This window comes from Geobacillus sp. BK01 (assembly GCF_052220245.1).
Lineage (GTDB): Bacteria > Bacillota > Bacilli > Bacillales > Anoxybacillaceae > Geobacillus.
Genome location: NZ_JBQPTH010000022.1, coordinates 20402 through 39106, shown reverse-complemented (window position 1 = coordinate 39106; position 18705 = coordinate 20402). Strand labels below are relative to the sequence as shown.

General features: G+C 45.2%; 15 protein-coding genes. 13 read left to right on the top strand and 2 right to left on the bottom strand.

Annotation, left to right across the window (positions count from 1 at the left end):
- Window positions 1–790: 790 nt before the first annotated feature.
- The 4 genes from ACTVDO_RS15255 to ACTVDO_RS15240 all read left to right on the top strand — a co-directional run bounded on the left by ACTVDO_RS15255 (window position 791) and on the right by ACTVDO_RS15240 (window position 4828).
- Window positions 791–1852, top strand: coding sequence for a DctP family TRAP transporter solute-binding subunit (locus tag ACTVDO_RS15255; protein ID WP_020960206.1), 1062 nt, complete (start codon window positions 791–793; stop codon window positions 1850–1852).
- Between the two features lie 69 nt (window positions 1853–1921).
- On the top strand, window positions 1922–2464 hold the full coding sequence (locus ACTVDO_RS15250; RefSeq protein WP_020960205.1) for a TRAP transporter small permease: 543 nt from the start codon (window positions 1922–1924) through the stop codon (window positions 2462–2464).
- A complete protein-coding gene (locus ACTVDO_RS15245; RefSeq protein WP_020960204.1) occupies window positions 2442–3725 on the top strand; it encodes a TRAP transporter large permease in 1284 nt (427 codons plus the stop codon). The genes ACTVDO_RS15250 and ACTVDO_RS15245 overlap by 23 nt, the downstream gene beginning before the upstream one ends.
- A 23-nt stretch (window positions 3726–3748) precedes the next feature.
- On the top strand, window positions 3749–4828 hold the full coding sequence (locus ACTVDO_RS15240; protein WP_442901804.1) for an isocitrate/isopropylmalate dehydrogenase family protein: 1080 nt from the start codon (window positions 3749–3751) through the stop codon (window positions 4826–4828).
- Window positions 4829–5202: 374 nt separating this feature from the next.
- Here the strand turns inward: ACTVDO_RS15240 and ACTVDO_RS15235 are convergent, their stop codons facing one another.
- Together ACTVDO_RS15235 and ACTVDO_RS15230 are read right to left on the bottom strand one after the other, a co-directional pair.
- Window positions 5203–6084, bottom strand: coding sequence for a LysR family transcriptional regulator (locus ACTVDO_RS15235; RefSeq protein ID WP_020960201.1), 882 nt, complete (start codon window positions 6082–6084; stop codon window positions 5203–5205).
- An 879-nt stretch (window positions 6085–6963) separates the two neighbouring features.
- Entirely contained in the window at window positions 6964–8295 is a 1332-nt protein-coding gene (locus ACTVDO_RS15230; protein WP_442901803.1) for a M20/M25/M40 family metallo-hydrolase, read from the bottom strand.
- Window positions 8296–8382: 87 nt separating this feature from the next.
- Between ACTVDO_RS15230 and ACTVDO_RS15225 the strand changes: the two genes are divergently transcribed.
- The 9 genes from ACTVDO_RS15225 (at window position 8383) to ACTVDO_RS15185 (ending at window position 18389) form a co-directional block, all read left to right on the top strand.
- Window positions 8383–9309: a tetratricopeptide repeat protein gene (locus ACTVDO_RS15225; RefSeq protein ID WP_442901802.1), complete on the top strand. Its 927-nt coding sequence runs from the start codon at window positions 8383–8385 to the stop codon at window positions 9307–9309.
- A 654-nt stretch (window positions 9310–9963) separates the two neighbouring features.
- The gene (locus tag ACTVDO_RS15220; protein WP_020960197.1) at window positions 9964–11154 is read left to right on the top strand and encodes a M20 family metallopeptidase; all 1191 of its coding nucleotides are present in this window, start codon (window positions 9964–9966) and stop codon (window positions 11152–11154) included.
- A gap of 562 nt (window positions 11155–11716) precedes the next feature.
- On the top strand, window positions 11717–12997 hold the full coding sequence (locus ACTVDO_RS15215) for a right-handed parallel beta-helix repeat-containing protein (RefSeq protein ID WP_442901801.1): 1281 nt from the start codon (window positions 11717–11719) through the stop codon (window positions 12995–12997).
- A complete protein-coding gene (locus ACTVDO_RS15210) occupies window positions 12994–13518 on the top strand; it encodes a nitrous oxide reductase accessory protein NosL (RefSeq protein ID WP_442901800.1) in 525 nt (174 codons plus the stop codon). The genes ACTVDO_RS15215 and ACTVDO_RS15210 overlap by 4 nt, the downstream gene beginning before the upstream one ends.
- A gap of 125 nt (window positions 13519–13643) precedes the next feature.
- The gene (locus ACTVDO_RS15205; protein ID WP_442901799.1) at window positions 13644–14453 is read left to right on the top strand and encodes an ABC transporter permease; all 810 of its coding nucleotides are present in this window, start codon (window positions 13644–13646) and stop codon (window positions 14451–14453) included.
- A complete protein-coding gene (locus tag ACTVDO_RS15200; protein WP_442901798.1) occupies window positions 14450–15151 on the top strand; it encodes an ABC transporter ATP-binding protein in 702 nt (233 codons plus the stop codon). The genes ACTVDO_RS15205 and ACTVDO_RS15200 overlap by 4 nt, the downstream gene beginning before the upstream one ends.
- Before the next feature lie 213 nt (window positions 15152–15364).
- On the top strand, window positions 15365–17011 hold the full coding sequence (cdr, locus tag ACTVDO_RS15195; RefSeq protein WP_020960192.1) for a CoA-disulfide reductase: 1647 nt from the start codon (window positions 15365–15367) through the stop codon (window positions 17009–17011).
- 435 nt (window positions 17012–17446) lie between these two features.
- Entirely contained in the window at window positions 17447–17842 is a 396-nt protein-coding gene (locus ACTVDO_RS15190; RefSeq protein WP_442901797.1) for a hypothetical protein, read from the top strand.
- Between the two features lie 178 nt (window positions 17843–18020).
- On the top strand, window positions 18021–18389 hold the full coding sequence (locus ACTVDO_RS15185; protein ID WP_442901796.1) for a YidH family protein: 369 nt from the start codon (window positions 18021–18023) through the stop codon (window positions 18387–18389).
- Window positions 18390–18705: the final 316 nt, after the last annotated feature.

Here is an 18705-nt window from a genome sequence, read left to right as displayed (position 1 = left end):
AAGAGCGTGCAAACGTTCCGAAAGAATGTGCAAAATCCGGAACAATCCGCAAAAATTTTGCACATTATTTCAGAATCCATCTGAAATAATTTGAAAAAGTGATTCTGAAATAATGTGCTAATTTACACTTGGGTGGCGAGTAAAAGCTTACTCATGGATGTTTTTTGTTTATTGGATACGAATTATGGAATTAAGGCAACAGGGTGAGGGATAACTAGAGGTTATTTCGGAGGGGATTATACTCTTTCGGGTATTTCTATTCCCTGATTGCGGGGAGGACTTTTTGCAAGGATTTCGAGAATAAACCCTTAATGCATGAGAAAGGTTAAGGAAAACATTTCTGTTAGAAGGAACGATACTTGCGGATTAAATTGTTAAATTTGACTAAAAAGCGTTAACTTAATTCTTCTATTGGGGTATTTAGAGCTTTCATGCCCTGATGGTATTTGGAGATAAGTCTTTTATCAAAGTGGATGACCGTAGCTGATATTTTTTATAGAGCAAATGCTTCTCTAGCGTTTGGTTATATCTATGTGGATGCTTGAGAACTTAAGTAGCAAAGGCCATTTGGCAAGGCAATGTCGTATAAATGATCAATCATTTCCTAAGGAAATGTGAACATTAATATTTTTTATGATGTTACATAAAAATTATATATTTAATCTATGTCTAACGATTTTGTATAATTAAAGACAGAACAGTCAGAAAAGTTTTTTTTGGGAGGAGTGGTGAATTTTTAGAAAACGCTATCATTATATTTGAAAATAATTCCAAGGGGGAATCGAGGAAAATGAGAAGAAAACTGATCTTGAAACCTACCTGTCTAATTCTGTTTATTGCCTTATTGAGCGCTTTGTTGTTTGGGTGTTCGTCTAGTAACAGTAGTAATAGCTCGTCCGACAACGCAAAAAAGGGTGGCAATGGTTATCCAAAGATGACAGTTATGTTCTCGCATGTGGCAGCCGAAAACACGCCAAAGGGCCAAGCGGCATTGAAATTTAAGGAAGTTGTTGAGTCCAAAAGTAATGGGGCAATTCAGGTAAAAGTCTTTCCATCTGGGCAATTATACGGTGATGATAATGAAATTGAGGCCCTGCAAGCAAATAACGTCCAAATTATAGCGCCGTCATCTGCCAAATTAAGCGGATTTGAGAAGTCGTTCGAAATTTTCGATCTGCCGTTTGTGTTTAAAGACAGTCAAGCATTATATAGTTTTGAAGATGGGGAAGGTGGAAAAAAACTATTAGATAAGTTAGACCAATATGGGATGATCGGTTTAGGGTTCTGGCCGAACGGTTTCAAACATATCACGAACAATAAGGTTGAGATCGATGATCCAGCTGACCTCAAGGGTCTGAAAATTCGCACCCATGGAGGAACAATTATTAATGAGGTGTATGCAGCATTAGGAGCTTCATCGGCTAAAATCGCTTTTAATGAAACATATCAAGCATTGCAATTAGGAACAGTGGACGGACAGGAAAATAGTTTGGTGAATATTCAAACCCAGCGATATCCGGAAGTACAAAAATACTTAACTTTAAGCGGCCATGCACGTTCTGAGTATATTCTAGTGGCGAGTAAAACCTGGTGGGATAAACTTGACGCAAAAACAAAGGAGTTGTTTATGGAGGCTGCCAAGACTTCGGCTGAGATAGGGCGTGAATTAGAGGCCAAACTAGAAAAAGAAGCCTTGGATCAAATGGAAAAAGAGGGAAAAATAAAAATTCATAATCTAACAGATGGAGAACGCCAAAAGTTTACGGATGTTTTGCAACCAGTATTTGATAAGTGGAGCAAGGAGATCGACCCAGAGGTTCTGCAAAAAGCCCAAGAGACTAGTCAAAATTAATGATAGAAGTTAGGTTTCTAAAGAGCTTAGCCTCTTTAGAAACCTAAATACTAGTAGGAGGATGGGATAATGGGCAAAGTGAAAAAAGTTTATTCGTTAATCGAGGATATACTAGCCGGCTTATTTTTAATAGTTGGACTTTGTCTCATAGTGTTTGAGGTTATTATGAGATATATTTTTAACTCTCCAACTACGTGGACTACGGAAGTTTCTACAGTTATGGTAACCTGGGGAATCTTATTAGGTCTTTCTGTAGCTTTAAGAGATAAACACCATATTTGCGTGGATTTGTTTTATGTTATTGTTCCTAAGTCTCTGCGTAAGGTAATAGACTATTTTGCCGGAGTTATTGGGATATTGTTCTGTTTGTTTTATACGATAGGAGGAACTATGATCGTTTTACAGACATGGCGAACAGGACAATTATCTATGGAAACCGGAGTGCCGATGTGGATATACTATATGGTTATACCATTTTCAGGGCTATTATTGACGGTTCGTTTTATTGGTCAACTAAATGAGGTGCGAAAAGAGAGAATGAGTATTCACCAGGGGGATCATCACTTAGGTTTAGGAAAGGAGAGTTTAGATGAATACCGCAATGCTTTTTAGTCTCTTTACTGTATTAATTTTGCTTAGAATTCCTATAGCGTTGGCTTTAACGGTAGCGTCTGTTATTATGTTTTCTCTGTCGGGTATGTTTAATATTTGGACCATTCCTCATAAAATGTTTACATCCATAAATTCTACAACATTGATTGCCATTCCCGGATTTGTATTTGCCGGTGCGATTATGGCTAAAGGTGGGATATCGAAGTATCTTATTGATGCGTTGAGAGCGTGGATAGGGCACATATCCGGTGGGTTATCCGTTGTAACGATTCTAGCCTGTGCATTTTTTGCAGCCATTAGTGGGTCAAGTCCAGCTACCGCTGCCGCAGTAGGTTCTATCATGATCCCGGCTATGGTGGAGGCTGGTTACAACAAAAGATACGCAATGGGGCTAGTAGCTGCTTCTGGGACATTAGGGATACTGATCCCGCCTAGCATCCCACTTATTGTTTATGGAATTGTAACCGAGCAATCTATCGGTAAGTTGTTTATAGCGGGAATTGTACCTGGTATCGTTCTTACCCTTGTGCTAGTTGCATATTCGATCTTTTATGCCCGTCTCAAAGGATACGGTGGTGCTGAAAAGGCATCATGGAATGAAAGATGGAGTTCATTACGCAAGGCTTCGTGGGGAGTATTTTTACCTATTTTAATTCTATTGTGTATTTATAGTGGTGCTACTACGCCGTCGGAGGCATCAGTTATCGCATGTGTATACTCACTAATTGTCTCGTTGTTTGTTTATCGTGAGACCTCTTGGAAAGACTGGCATGCTATTTTGAAGGATACTATAGGGGTCAGTGCAATGATTATGTTTATCATATCGGGTGCCAGTGTTTTTTCGTTGTACATGACCCAAGAGCAAATCCCGCAAACGATTGCCTCTCTATTAGTTTCGGGGGAATTTTTGAGCAAAACCATCTTTTTTGTCGCTACCGCAATTCTATTTTTGATACTGGGAATGTTCCTAGAATCTTCTTCGATTATGTTGATTACATTACCTTTATTGCTCCCAATTATGAAGATGTTAAATATTGACCCGTATCATTTTGCGATAGCGATGATTATAAATATGGAAGTAGCTCAAATCACCCCGCCTGTAGGCTTGAACTTGTTTGTTATTAGTGGGATAGCTAAGGAGAAATTAAGCGAAGTATTCAAAGGGAGTGCGATTTTTATTGTACTAATGTTGTTGTATCTAGTGATTGTTATCCTGTTTCCAGGTTTATCGCTTTGGCTTCCGGGTAAAATGGATTTTTAATGGGTTAGAGAGGACGGAGAATCATGTACAAAATAGCTGTTATAGAAGGGGATGGTATTGGCCCGGAGGTTGTAGGAGAAACGGTCAGGGTCATAGAAGAGATAGAGCGGAAAATAAACTGCAGGCTATTTGAATGGGTTAAGCTTGAGGCAGGACTACAAGCTTATGAAACGTATGGAACTACACTCCCTGACACAACAAGCAGTCGACTAGACAGCTGCCATGGATTGATTTTGGGCCCGCTATCCACTCACCTATACAAAGGTGAAAGTATGCCCAACCCCAGTGCAGAAATACGAAAAAGATTTAACTTATATGCTAATATCAGGCCTGTTCGATCTATTCCAATCAGTCAATGCAAGTATGGAAACATCGATATGGTTATTGTTCGTGAAAATACGGAAGGCATGTATGCAGACAGAAATATGCTAGAGGGACCTGGGGAATTCAAGATTGACAACGATACTGTCATTTCTCTAAGACTCGTCACACGTCAAGCGAGTAGAAACGTTGCTAAGGCAGCGTTTCGATTAGCTGAAGAGAGAGGGAATAAAAAACGCGTATCCATTGTTCATAAAGCCAATGTATTAAAGAAGGGATGCGGTTTGTTTTTAGAGGAATGTTATAAGATAAGCGAACAATATCCGCATATTTTTACGGATGACCATCATGTTGATGCTTTTGCAATGTATTTAGTCCTTCATCCCGAAAAATATGACGTTATTGTTACTACTAATATGTTTGGGGATATTCTTTCAGATTTGGCAGCCGGGCTTGTCGGGGGGCTAGGAGTGGCCCCTAGCCTAAACGAAGGAGATCATTTTGCTGTCGCGCAGGCTGTTCACGGCTCGGCTCCCTCTATCGCAGGCAAAGGGATTGCTAATCCCGTAGCGGAAATATTATCCGCTCAGATGCTAATTAATTGGCTGGGGAGAAAGCACAATGATCCACAGTTGGTGCAGGTATCGGGTTTGCTATACAAAGCTATATGGAATTATTTGGATTGTGGAGATAAAAAGACTCCAGATTTAGGGGGGAATTCCTCTACCGAAGAAGTAAGTAAAGAGATTATTACATATATCCAAAGGGTGAACAGTTTCTGAGCGAGGAGGAATTTTCCTCCTCGCGTTTGAGTTTATAACTTCCTTTATGACTTCCCCTATTTGCCATTTTGGAAGATGTCAAGCATATAAAATGGAAAACAGCTTTCCGAGATCATATTACTTTAAATGAATTTTTCTCTGCGGTATATCGATACAGTTTAAAGCTTTAACATTTGTAGTGTTTACAGAGTGATCGGACCGACTGTTGGGCGACTGAACAACACCGCCAGACCTGTTTAGGGGATTGGTCTTCCGTCACGTCTTAACGTGACGAAGGCAGGCCACAGGCTCACCTTCGTCAGCCGAAAAAAATAGATAAGCGGCTTTTTCGTCAAGGATATGTTAAATTTTTCCGTTACATCTGTATAGACGTATCAGTTATGCTCCCTAGCCGGCTGTTTATAGTTAGTTTGAACAAAATCGACGAAGGCGCTGACTTTAGATAAGTCTAATGTTGAGTTTCGGAAGATAAGCCATGTTCTCCTATAAATTGGACTTCCGTCTTTTGATGTGATCTCGTATTTGTATAAATTGTCTAAACCTTTTAAGCATATACCTGGCAGAATAGCATACCCTAGACCGTGAATCACCATTTCCCTGCAAGTATCGATAAGATCAACTTCCATGGTGATATTTGGGGGGATATCAAATATTTCTTTCCACCAAGAGTCTATGATACTTTTTAATGAGGGATCAGTTGTATAATTCACCCTAGGTATAGCAGGTAGGTTAGAAAGATCAATACGGTATTTCGATACAACGTAAATTTTTTCTTCACTAATTAAAATCTTAGGTCCATCCCAGTCATGGTTTCCCCTTACTATACCTACATGTACTTCCTCCTTATGCAACATTTGATAAACCTCCGAACTAAAGCCGGTTTTGAGTTGAATATCAATATCTGGGTATCTTTTTAAGAATAGAGATAATATACCGGGAAGTTCATAACGTGCGTAAATTCGTGATGCAGCCAACTTTAGCGTCCCTTTTACTTTATCGTTCATATTACTTAATTGCTCTTTTATTCTTTCGAGAAGAGACAGCATATTGCTCGCATATTGTACTAAGTACTCACCATGTTCAGTAAATTCCACTCCCTTTTTTCCTCTAGAGAGTATCTTGACACCGAATTCTTTTTCTAGCTGTTTAATTCTATAAGTTAAGGATGGTTGAGAGATGTACAGCCGCTCCGATGCCTTGGTAATGTTGCGATCCTCGTATATAGTTTTTAAGATGATCCAATCCTTTTCATCCATAAAACTCTCCCCCATCTTCGCATATCAAAAATAGCTTATCTTTTTAAAAATATATTATCACATGTTACAAATTACTAGTTATGGCTTTTTTACTTCTCCTTTAGAATCATCATTTTTTGGATAAGGTGATTTGCGTTTTTATAGATAAAGCGGTGCAATATTCTGTTTGACAATGTTCTTCACTTCTACTTTTTCACCGTTGAGTCGTATTGGTAAACTTAATGAAATGATATTTCGCCGCGACAATTTGGTTGCTGATATGTTGTTTACTTAGCCAAAAGGGAGATACTAAAAATAAGCAAGTCGAACTAAAAAAGTTTTTGTGCATGTTAGTTCGATTGGAACTATATACATGCAACATGGAGAGTTAACCTCTTCGTTCCTTAAGCGCTTCAGTACTTCCTACAAAGAACATGTGGGCTCAATCGGCAAGCTGATCCATGGGAAAGAAGTGAGTTGCGGAAGAAGGCAAATGTGAATTGTTCAATGAGCATTTATATAGATGAGTTGTGGTTGTTGTTGAGATTTTTGAAACGTATGTGACGTTGTCGGAGAAAGAAGAGTAACAACTCCGAAGCGGGGTGAAGGCAATAAAAACGAAGGGAAAAGGAGGATGTTGGGATTGTGAGTTTTATATGGATAAAATAGAGGAGGGGGATCAAGAAGGAATGAAGAGACTGTCCCATAACATGGCGCGGAAAGGAATGATAGTCAAGGAGATTGCCCGATTGGTTGATCTATCCAAAGAAGAGAGTTGACGGTTCTTTGGGGGACTTAGCCGAAAAGGGAAACAGGAACGTAAACAGGGAAATAAAAAAACAGCCGCTCGCCGACGCCATGCGGCTGCTTTTTCTTCCATGTATATTGGCGGATGCGTTTTTAGCTTGGCCGGATGACTTCGGTTTGGACGAACGAAGTTAACAAGTTTTCGTCGAACACCTTCTCAAGCAGCATCACCGTTTCAAGCGTTGCCCGAACGTTGAGCGATTCATCTTCCGTATGTTCGTTTTCGTAGCCGACGGACAAATTGACGGACGGGATGCCGAAAGAGGCGAATACTTTCGCATCGCTGACCCCGCCGGCGGTTGTTCTCCAGTCGGGCATGCCGGCGAGCGCTCCGGCCTGTTCGAACAATCGCCCGTATTCGTCCGGGCAAAACGGCGTGCCGCCGTTAGAGGTGACGATGTCGCGGGTGCCGCGGCGGTCGACGACGATGGCGGCGTCGACATCGCGCAAAAAGTCCGGATCGAGATGGCGCGAGCCGAGGCAGCCGATTTCTTCTTCAACGGTAAAGGCGATTTTCAGTGTTCCGCTGAAGCGGGAGCAGGGGACGGAATCGAGCAGTTCCAAGATGACCGCTATGCCTGCACGATCGTCCGCTCCCAAGATCCCTGATGAAGCCCGCCATGTTGTTCCTTTGTGCACGATAGTGCGCTGAAGCGGAAACGGACGGACGGTATCCAGATGGGCGGAAAGCAAAATCGTTGGACCGTCTCCGCGCCGGACGATGGCGAGCAAGTTGCCGTACGGGTCGACCGTCAGTTCATCTGTTTTTTTCCGGAGCATTCGCTGAAGGTGCGCACGGATGGATCGTTCCCGTCCGCTTGGCCCGTTAATGGCCAATAAAGGAAGCAGCCGTTGTTGGAACGTCTCAAGGCGGTAGTCCAACAGCCTGTCCGGGTTGCGCCACACATCATACAGCCGCTCGGCCATAACGAGCAAGTCGTCGATGTGGTCGGGATTGTAGTGCAAAGAAAGTTTGGCGTATCTCGGATGGCGTTCGCTGAAGTGAACCTTGACCCGTTTTGGCGCGCAGGCGCGGATGATCGTCCGCTGTTCGGCGGATAAGTCGTCAAGGAAGTAAATGACGGCTGGCCGTTTTCCTTCCCCGTCGCAGCTGCAAATGGTGTACATATGCATCATGTTCAGCCAGCGGACGATGCCGCGGACATACGGGTCGATTTGAATGAGCGGCAATTCGTTTGCCGTCGGGTCGATGAGCGATTCCCGGCCCGGGACGTCGAAGTAAGTGTCGATTTGTTTTGCCGCATGGGCGAGGACGTCCATCCACTGTTGTTCAGAAAGCTGTTCCCATGACTGTCCTTGCCGAATGAGATTGGCGAGCGTTTGTCCGAGCCATTGCCCTGTAATGCCTGTTTCTCCTCCTGGAAGAAAACCGTGACGAATCATCCATTTCATGTGTTTTTCCATTCTATCCATCTCCTCTCGTTTTCGTTACAATACAAACTATAGCAATCACATTGTGACAGCCTGTCACAGGGGAAGGAGAGAGAACGAATGATAGAGAAGGAAATTTTTCCGCATAAACGGGAGCGGCAGCTGTGTGAGGAATGGAAAAAAGAAAAAGATCGGGAAAAAAGAAGAAAGATTGAAGAGCAGCTCGTCTCGTTGTACGTGTATGTCGGCGAATATTTCAAAATGTCCCGCCCCGACCCGAAGCAGGCGAAAGTGTACTTGCAAAAGGCGTTAAGGTATCGTCCCGATCATGCGATTGCCAACTATCGTCTTGCTCACGTTTATTATGCCGAAGCCCAGTACGGGAAAGCGGCGTTCCATTTTGAACGTGCGCTTTCGGATGAGAGAGGCGGAAAATTGACGGACACGCAACAGCTGATTAGCTACATGCTTCTTGCCAATTGCGGAATTTTGCTGGCATCGAAGGCGCTGAAGAAAATTGAAGAGATGGAAGACAGCTCGTATGATGAGGAGCTCGTTGAACGCTACCGCGGTGAAATTTTGTTGCAGCGGGCGGAAGATTTTGCGCGGGCGCTGTATTGCATCGTGACGCCAGACGGCAGAGACATTGTGGCGGAAGAACGGTATTTCGCTGAGCAGGAAAAATGCCTTCCGCGTGAAGTGCAACTGTTGATCAGTGACGGCGATGGGCTGCTTGTTCGCTATGAGGGCGGCAAGTGGATGACGCTGGATTATGCCTCGTTTTACTTGCTCGCATTGTTGCTGCATAGCGAACGGCCGCTGACAGGGGAAGAGATTCGCGAAACGCTGTTTTTTTCCTTTTTGGAACGCGGGGTGACGGAAGCGGCAATCCGCAAAATGATCGAACGTCTCCGCACCCGGTTGTCGTTTTGGGAGGAGATGATCGAAACGACGCGCATCGGTTCCAAGGCGGCGCGCCGCCGTCAGCCTGGCGTTTCGTACCGCATTTTTTGCCGGGCGAGTGACGTGTTTCCGTGGGAAACATGATATACTTCTAAAACAAAACGATGTTCTAAATCATCAATTATCTTGCACGTTTTTACGCAACTAAGGGAAGAAGGCAGTTGTTTTTCCCTTTTGAATTTAACAGATGGGGGGTTCATTGGGGGGCAAAAAGTGGCGCTGGCCACGCCCCACCAGTTTTCACCGGCTTTCAGAAGACGGAGGAAAAACGAGTGTTTGGCCTAAACCGGCAGTGTCTGGCCAAGAAGGAGAGCCGGCTCAGTCAGGATCCTTCCGATTTGAAAAACGGGACGAATCCCTCTTTTCGCAACGTAGCCCTTTCTCCTACCGCTGTGTTTCGCCAGGGATCCCTCGCCCAGGCCGGATGCGGCAATCTTGTTCGACATTTGAATGGTATGATAGGCTATTAGTAAGGGCCACCCTTTCTTGTGTGGACCGTGGGCGGATGGCGATGACCAAAGGGGGGAGAGGCCGCGGTTGTTTCGTTACATAGAACAAAGCGGAAGGGGGAAATATAGCGGGTAGTGAAAAAGAAATGGTGTGAGGGCAAGCGGTAGGCGATCCCCGCTTTTGTCGTTGTGCAAATGCCGGGGTGAAGAGCCGCCCGTTGTGGAATCGGAAAAGCGTCCGTTTGCCTGCGGATTTTAGGGTATGGAATGAGATGTGAGGTGATCAACAATGAAGCAAACACTCATGGCGATGCTTAAAGAACGGAAAGAAGAAATGATTCGCATTCGCCGCCACTTGCATGAACATCCTGAACTATCTTTTCAAGAACAACAAACGGCGCAGTACATATTGGATTTTTATAAAGGCAAAGACGTGGCCGTTCAGTCGAATGTCGGCAACGGCTATGGGATTGTCGTCACCATCAAGGGCGGAAAACCGGGCAAAACGATCGCCCTGCGCGCTGATTTCGATGCCCTTCCGATTGTCGAAGAGACCGGCCTGCCGTTTCAATCGAAAAACGAAGGTGTAATGCACGCGTGTGCTCATGATGGGCATACGGCGTATTTGTTAGTGTTGGCTGATTGCTTGATTCAATTAAAAGAGGAAATTCCCGGGACGATTAAAATCATCCACCAACATGCCGAAGAGGTGCCGCCGGGCGGGGCGAAAAGCATTGTCGAATCCGGGGTGCTGGATGATGTTGACCATATTTTTGGCATACACTTGCTTCCTATGCATCCCGCAGGGGTGGTCGGGTATCATAGCGGCTATTCGATGGCGGGCCGAGCGTATTTGAAGGTGGAGATTCAAGGACGCGGCGGCCATGGCTCTTCTCCCCATAAGGCGAACGATGCGATTGTGGCGGGGGCGCATTTTGTCACGGCGGCCCAAACGATTGTCAGCCGCCGCTTGAATCCGTTTGATATGGGCGTCATCACGATCGGTTCATTTGACGGAAAGGGGACGTTTAACGTCATTCGGGACCGTGTGACGTTAGAAGGGGATATCCGCTATATGTCCAATGAAACAAAGCAAGTCATCGAAACGGAGCTGCGCCGGATTGCGGACGGGATTGAAACGGAGTTTGGCGTGGCGTGCGAGTTGACGTTCACTCCGGATTATCCGCCGCTATACAACGATCCGGAAGTGACGGCGTTTGTGAAAGAGAGCCTGATGCGGGCGAACGACCCCGATATTCGGGAAGTCGTCGAATATCCGATGATGTCGCCGTCAGATGATTTTGCGTACTACTTGGAGAAAATCCCTGGTTGTTATTTTTATATCGGTTGCACCCCGAAAGGTGTGGAACAACCGTATTTCAACCACCATCCGAAATTTGATATCGATGAAGACGCGCTGCTCGTTGCGGCGAAGGCTGTCGGGTGTGTCGTCTGTGCGTATTACGGGCTGAATGACTAGCGCCGATTGGCTGAGGAAGATGGAGAACATCTTCCTTTTTTTTGTGCCTGACGAAAGACAGGATCTACGGGGAAAGACGCTCCTGTTTGTTGCTTAACAGGCTGTTCAGCAAGCATCGGTGGAACATAGTTTCGGACACGGTATGATGAGAGGGATGATCGCCTTTACACTTGTATTATGCTTAGAAGAGCCTCTTCACCATGGGGCGGGGCGGGATCGGCAAGAAAGCGGCGCGCTGCCGGACGTTTCACGCTTCGGCCTTGTTGTGTCAGCGAGGGGGATTGAGGCTATAATTTGTTATAACAAAACTATGTTCTAAATAATCATTATACATCCAACCTCCTTCAACAATTAAGGAGAGCGGGGGAGAGTAATTGGAAAGCAAGAGTGTGTATTTCCTCGATCAGAAAACGTCGGATCGGCGCCGCGATTCTATAGTTGCGGCGCCAATAAAAAATGTTTTTCGTTAGGAAAAGGGACGTGAATGTTGAGAAATTGACAAACGGTTTTCAAAAAGTTCACATCATTATTTGATATTGTATCACAAGAAGGGGGTGAGTCGATGAGGAGATATGCAGATCATTGGCCGCTTGTTCTATTGTTGTTTCTTGTCTTTCCGTTGTCGGCGCGTGCGGAAGAAACCGTTCAAGCCCGCATCGATGAAGCGCCGGAGTATGGAGTGGTGAGGCTATCAAGCGGCGTCTATGATGAAGAGGTCATATTATCGAAACCACTTACGTTGGAAGGGATTGGGGAGGTGACGATTCGTTCGTGCCGCAAGTCTCCTGTCGTTGCGATATACGGCCAGCATGTTGTGCTCAAAAATATTCGTGTGGTGCAATGTGGCGATGTGCCTGATATGCCGGCGATTTACGTAACCGGACATGACCATACGATCGACGGTGTGCGCGTATTGACAAATCAGCAAGGCATCAAGCTTGATCATGCGCATCATACAACCATTGTCCACTGCACTGTTCAAGGCAAGAAAAGCGGCAACGGCATTGATCTATGGAAATCAACGCAAAACGTGATCCGTTATGCGGAAATCGATCAGATAAAAGACGGCATTTACATGGAAAACAGCCATAACAACGTATTAGGCGACAATCACATTTATAATGCCCGCTATGGCATTCATGTCATGTTTTCGAATGGCATTGCGCTGCGAAACAACATTTCTGAAAAAAATATCGCCGGAGCGATGGTGATGGGGACGGAACAAACAATCATTGAACAAAATTCGTTCGTGCAAAACGAGAGAAATGTCCACTCTCAAGGCCTTTTGTTATACGATGCGGCGGAAACGATCATACGAAAGAACCGAATCGCGGCTAATCGAGTCGGGATTTATGTGGAGCAAGCGCGCCATAACGAATTCATTGAGAATGATGTTTCTCACAATTTTATCGGCATGCAGTGGAACGAATCGTCGAACAATCGTGTTTCGGACAATTCGTTCATTGGCAATGTCTATGACGCACAAGCCATTCGCAGTCGTGACAATACTATCGCCCGTAACTATTGGGATGCAGCGGCTAAGTTAGATGTAACGGGCACGGGAGTCAGCGCCCTCCCGTATCGAGTCGACCCGTTTTTCCTAGCGCTTACCATCGATGTGCCGGAATACCAATTGTTTTTTCAGTCACCAGGTATGATTGTCTTGCAAAAGTTGTTGCGCAGTTCTGATGAACAAGTGTTGACGGATGACGCTCCGCTCATCGAGCAACCGACAGCAAGGAAGGATCGTCCTTCCCGGCCGGCAAGCTTGTTGTATGTGATGAGTGCTGTGATGATCACTGGCAGCTTTAGTGGATTCATAATAGGGAGGAAACGGTCATGAAAGCAAAAGAAATGTGGTTGGCGATTTTTGTGTTTATGGTTGTCGTCATAACTGGTTGCAGTCAAAAGGTTGAACCAGTAGCGATTGATGAAAAAAATGATAAATGTGCTGTTTGTCATATGGCGGTAGGAAATAACCAATTTGCGACAGAACTTGTGTTGAAAAATGGAAGAGTGCTGAAGTTCGATGACATAGGGTGCATGTATCGATGGATGAAAGAACATGAAAGCGAAACAGTCGAAGCCACGTTTGTTCGCGATTATGAAACGAATGATTGGATGGAGGCGAGGAAAGCGACATATGTATACGATCAAACGATTCACACCCCTATGGCATACAATGTGATCTCTTTTAACGATGAAGATAAGGCAAAAAAATTTGTCGAACAACATGGTGGAACGGTTTTGACGTATAGCGAACTGGATCGCCATACGTGGGAACGAAATAAAGAGATGATGATGGAAATGAAAAAAGAACATATGAAAATGGAGAAACAAAAAGGTGACCATATGGGCAACTGACCGCTAGTTGCCTTTTTGTCTACCTGTCTGTCGATTGAAAGAGCTATTTTGTTGTGGGATCAAATTGTTTGGATTTAGTTGTTTCACGGATGGATGGCCAAACATTGATGAAAGGATAGAGAAGGATGTGGAATATCGGACGGATGGAATGGCGGATGGTGATGCGCCAATATTTCTCCTATTCGTTCGTCTTGTTATGGGTCGTTATATTGTCGATGTTGTTTTTGATCGCCAGGAACGATGCTGATTTTGCTGGATATACGAATGTCACAGGAACGATTGCGAGCATTCTCTTATATCTTTTGCCGCTGTTTATGCTCATTTCCGGTTCGTTTGCGATCGCAGGAGAGATGGAAAACGGACAATGGCGTCTGTTATGTACGTACCCGTTGTCACAGGCCATGTATGTGGCCGGAAAATGGTTTGGACAATGGTTAGGGCAGACGACTTTGTTTACGTTGAGTTTTGGTTTAAGTGTGGCACTAAGTTCTTTTTTTAGGATCTCATTGCCAGTGGAATGGGTGATTGCACTCTATAATTTTTCATTATTCCTAATTGCCTTGTTTCTGATGTTTGGCCTGGCTGTCGGTGCGTTTACATCGACTCGATGGCAAGCGTTGACCGTATCGGTCGGAGTATGGTTTTTGTTCATTTTGATTTGGCCAACGTTTTTAATCGCTGTGCTTAACATCGTTCCCTATCCGCTCATTGTCCCTTTGTTGCAAGCGGCGACGCTTCTTAATCCGGCTGAGATATTGCGCGTAGCGTTTGTGGTCAAATTGGGGGGGAGCGCCATTTTCGGACAAGCTTATGATCACTTGATCCATTTATGGCAAAAAAGGTTTGGGCTTATATTGATCGTATATATTATTGGCTATCTATGTGTGTTATGGTTCATGGCAACGTGGAAGTTAACAAGGAGGAAACAACAATGATTGGACTCGATGTGAGGGAAGTATCAAAAATGTATAAGAAGAAAACCGCGTTGTCTTCACTTTCCTTTCAGGCGAATCAAGGGGAGTGCATCGTTTTATGCGGGGGAAACGGAGCGGGGAAAAGCACGCTTCTTTCAATTTTAGCAGGCATTTTGCTGCCGACAGATGGAACGGTCACACTTCACGGTGTTTCCTTGCGGATGAATCGAAAGCAATACATTTCGCGCATCGGATACATGCCGGATGAGTTCCATGTGCCGCCCATGGTGACCGTTTGGGAATTTCTTTCGTTTTATGCATCATTGCGAAAAGTCACGCGAGAACAGGTGGAAGAAACGCTTCATGACATAGGATTGGAAGCGCAAAAAATGGAATGGATCAAGCATTTATCAAAAGGAATGCGGCAACGGTTGTTGTTCGGCCAAGCGTTATTAGGAAATCCGTCATTATTGCTGCTTGATGAGCCGACAAACGGTCTCGATCCGTTTTGGGTTGATCGGTTTATCGATATATTGAAACAGAGAAAAAACGAGGGGACGATCGTTATTTTTTCGACACATATGATGGATGTGGCGGCAGATGTCGGCGATGTCATTGTATTTATGAAAAATGGGGCTATCGTCCATCGAATTGAGACCGCAGCCTGTGGATCGAAAGAACAGACGGTGTTGCAGCTGTTGGCTTTGCACCGACAATGAAGGATTGAATCGATCGGATCGGCGCCGCGATTCTATGGTTGCGGCGCCAATAGCATTTTTTAGGAAGATGGAAAATGTGATCAATATCACTGCATTCCATCCCCATGGGTTTTATTATACATATAGGGGTATATGTTTTACAAGGGTGTTTCCCCAACTCGCCTATGTACGAGGATGGGGAAATTGCATCATTATTTAGGGAGGATGATGAAGATGAGAAAAATCGTCATTGTCGGCGGAGTGGCAGGGGGAGCGACGGCGGCTGCGCGCCTTCGTCGGCTAAATGAAGAGGATCACATTGTTTTGTTTGAGCGCGGTGAATATATTTCGTTTGCCAACTGCGGGTTGCCGTATTATATCGGGGGAGTGATTGAGGAGCGAAACAAGCTTCTTGTGCAAACTGCGGAAGGGATGTCAAAACGGTTTCGGCTTGATATCCGTCCGTTGAACGAAGTGACTGCCATTCATCGCGACCGCAAGACTGTTTCTGTCCGGAATGTAAAGACAGGGGAAGAGTACGAAGAAACATACGATATTCTCATTTTATCGCCGGGAGCAAAGCCCATTGTGCCGCCGATTCCAGGGATCGAAGAGGCGGAAGCGTTGTTTACGTTGCGTACGGTGCCGGATACAGACCGCATCAAAGCGTATATTGACGAACAAAAACCGCGGCGCGCTGTCGTGGTCGGCGGCGGGTTTATTGGGGTGGAAATGGCTGAAAATTTGACACATCGCGGCATCCATGTGACGTTGGTCGAGCGGGCCAATCAAGTAATGGCGCCGATTGATTATGAAATGGCGGCCATTGTTCATGGCCACATGAGGGAGCATGGGGTGGAGCTTTTGCTGGGAAATGGGGTTCAGGCATTGGAAGCGCGTGGCCGCCGTGTCGTCTTGACAAACGGGCATGTGATTGAAACAGATATGATTATTTTGGCCATCGGTGTCGAGCCGGAGAATCGACTGGCGAAGGAAGCGGGATTGGAATTAGGGGTTCGCGGTGCGATCAAAGTGAATGAATATTTGCAGACGTCCGACCCGTCGATTTACGCTATTGGGGATGCGGTGGAAGTGAGACATTATATTCGCGGCTTTGAAACGTTTGTGCCGCTCGCCTGGCCAGCCAACCGGCAAGGGCGGCTTGTCGCCGACCACATTCATGGCTATGACGTGAAGTACAGTGGAACGTTGGGAACATCGATTGCCAAAGTATTTGAATTGGCGGTTGCGGCGACGGGGCTTAACGAAAAAACGCTGCGGTCGCTTCATATTCCATATGAAGTTGTGCATATCCATCCGCCTAGCCACGCCGGTTATTATCCAAACGCCGAGACGATGACATTCAAACTGATTTTCGACCGCGAGACTGGCCGTATTTATGGTGCGCAGGTGGTCGGGAAAGAGGGGGCTGACAAACGGATCGATGTCATTGCCACCGCAATTAAAGGGGGATTAACGGTTCGGGATATACCGGATTTGGAATTAGCGTATGCCCCGCCGTTTTCTTCGGCGAAGGATCCGGTCAATATGGCAGGGTATGTCGCTTCGAATATGATGGACGGACTTGTCGAGACGGTGCAGTGGCATGAAATAGATAAGATTGTGGAGGAAGGCGGTATATTGATTGATGTCCGCACGGCGGAAGAAACGGCGCGTGGCATGATCCACCGTTCGATTCACATTCCATTGGACGAATTGCGTGAACGCCTGCAAGAACTCCCGCAAGGAAAGACGATTTATGTAATATGCCAAGCAGGGTTGCGTGGGTATATTGCCGTAAGGATTTTACGGTCACACGGATTTCAAGCGAAAAATGTTGATGGCGGCTACCGGTTGTACGCCGCCGTCAAACAGTCATGAATAGGACGCCTTGCCCAAAGCGGCAAGGCGTTTTTAGTATACTGGCGGATTTATAAATTTCCCATGATTTTTGCAACAAAAAGATCAGGGGAATCCCCCTATGGGTATATGATCTAGGAATATATACAATGTAATTAAGTTATATACATGCTCATTGAAAAGTTAACATTTGCCTTATCCTGCAACTAACTCCCCCTCATGGCTCAGCTTGCAGATTGAGCAGGATCTTTGGAGGAAGTGCTGCAGCGCTTAGGGTGTGCAGGATAACGGAGAGGTTAACTCTTCATGTTGCATGGTATATAGCACCACGAGTTGACAACGTCTAGCTCACGGTTTAATCTACCTATAGGGGTATTTGTATAAAATTTATTTGAAGAGGAATGAAGTGGAATTTTTTTTTCAGTTAGAGAGCATCCAACGTTGGGAGTGCAGAACATGAATGATGTCATTGCTGTGGGGCCTTTGCTTATTCGCACGAGCTGGCTCACTTGGCTGGCTGCGGTCGCTGGGGGGTATTTGTTTTGGCGTGTTGTCTGGACGGGTTCAAGCGAACAGCGGAGATGCATACAACAATTGTTAATAGACGGCGTGTTCGTTTACGTAGTTGTTTGGAAAATCAGCCCGGTAGTAATGGTTCCTTCGTCGTTGTGGCATAATCCGCTTGGGGTGTTGTATTTGCCAGGCGGGGATCGGGGGGTGATGCTTGGAGCAGTGGCGGCTGCCATCGTGATTATATTTCGTGCCTATGGCCGAAATGTTTCGATGCGTTTGTTGATGAATTCGATGATAGTGATTTATTTAGGGGCGCATTTTGTTTACGGTCGTTCTTGATGAAAAAGAGAGGTATCTCGCCAATACCAGGCTCAAGCGATTCCGACAAGCTATCTCCTTGATTCGAAAGGGATTATACGAAAAAAAATGATCGGACCGATGAGTTATGATTGGATGGTGGACCAAATGGAATCGATCCAATAAGCAAGTTAGTAGTTGAGAAAAGGGGAAATAATGGATGAAAGAGACAAAACAGCAACCGACAGAAGACTCCAAATATATTCAGCAGCACTTGGCGAACGAACGGACGTTTCTCGCTTGGATTCGCACCTCGATCGCTGTAATTGGGATTGCCTTCTTGGTGATCAACTTGCATGAAAAAACAACATCCAGCGCATTGTCGACATCTCTCGTTCAGCTCATCGGAGCGTTGGCAGTGGTCATTTCCGTCTGCACGATTGTGTTTTCCACCGTTAGTTATGTCATAAAGACGAGACAAATTAATGAACAAACGTTCCGGCCGTCGCGCCCGTTAATTTGGTTTTTAGCTTCTCTATTGTTGTTGATCACCGGATTGTTTGGATATTATTTTTTCACCTTGCTGTAACAGCGGCTTGTTTGCCGCTTTTTGTTTTGCCCTGTTTTCGGAGTAAGAGTAGCGCACAAGTAAAAATAAAAGAACAGCCATTGACTGTCGTCGTTCGCTCAATCAAGTTGATGCTCAGGATGTATTGGCGATTACATACAAGAAGGGATTCGCGATATAAGACGGCCTCACTTGCTTGATGGAGAGAGAAGGGGGCAGTATCTGATGAAAAGGAAAAATGATTCGACGACATTATACGTGCCATGATGGGGGCGATGTACATATATGGGGCAGAAGATGGCAAGACAAGATGCATCTGCGGGTCATAAACATATAT

Excerpts from the sequence above, each read along its gene's own strand:
- ACTVDO_RS15255 (WP_020960206.1), top strand. The coding sequence starts at position 791 with ATGAGAAGAAAACTGATCTTGAAACCTACCTGTCTAATTCTGTTTATT.
- ACTVDO_RS15250 (WP_020960205.1), top strand. The coding sequence starts at position 1,922 with ATGGGCAAAGTGAAAAAAGTTTATTCGTTAATCGAGGATATACTAGCC.
- ACTVDO_RS15245 (WP_020960204.1), top strand. The coding sequence starts at position 2,442 with ATGAATACCGCAATGCTTTTTAGTCTCTTTACTGTATTAATTTTGCTT.
- ACTVDO_RS15240 (WP_442901804.1), top strand. The coding sequence starts at position 3,749 with ATGTACAAAATAGCTGTTATAGAAGGGGATGGTATTGGCCCGGAGGTT.
- ACTVDO_RS15235 (WP_020960201.1), bottom strand. The coding sequence starts at position 6,084 with ATGGATGAAAAGGATTGGATCATCTTAAAAACTATATACGAGGATCGC.
- ACTVDO_RS15230 (WP_442901803.1), bottom strand. The coding sequence starts at position 8,295 with ATGGAAAAACACATGAAATGGATGATTCGTCACGGTTTTCTTCCAGGA.
- ACTVDO_RS15225 (WP_442901802.1), top strand. The coding sequence starts at position 8,383 with ATGATAGAGAAGGAAATTTTTCCGCATAAACGGGAGCGGCAGCTGTGT.
- ACTVDO_RS15220 (WP_020960197.1), top strand. The coding sequence starts at position 9,964 with ATGAAGCAAACACTCATGGCGATGCTTAAAGAACGGAAAGAAGAAATG.
- ACTVDO_RS15215 (WP_442901801.1), top strand. The coding sequence starts at position 11,717 with ATGAGGAGATATGCAGATCATTGGCCGCTTGTTCTATTGTTGTTTCTT.
- ACTVDO_RS15210 (WP_442901800.1), top strand. The coding sequence starts at position 12,994 with ATGAAAGCAAAAGAAATGTGGTTGGCGATTTTTGTGTTTATGGTTGTC.
- ACTVDO_RS15205 (WP_442901799.1), top strand. The coding sequence starts at position 13,644 with ATGTGGAATATCGGACGGATGGAATGGCGGATGGTGATGCGCCAATAT.
- ACTVDO_RS15200 (WP_442901798.1), top strand. The coding sequence starts at position 14,450 with ATGATTGGACTCGATGTGAGGGAAGTATCAAAAATGTATAAGAAGAAA.
- cdr (WP_020960192.1), top strand. The coding sequence starts at position 15,365 with ATGAGAAAAATCGTCATTGTCGGCGGAGTGGCAGGGGGAGCGACGGCG.
- ACTVDO_RS15190 (WP_442901797.1), top strand. The coding sequence starts at position 17,447 with ATGAATGATGTCATTGCTGTGGGGCCTTTGCTTATTCGCACGAGCTGG.
- ACTVDO_RS15185 (WP_442901796.1), top strand. The coding sequence starts at position 18,021 with ATGAAAGAGACAAAACAGCAACCGACAGAAGACTCCAAATATATTCAG.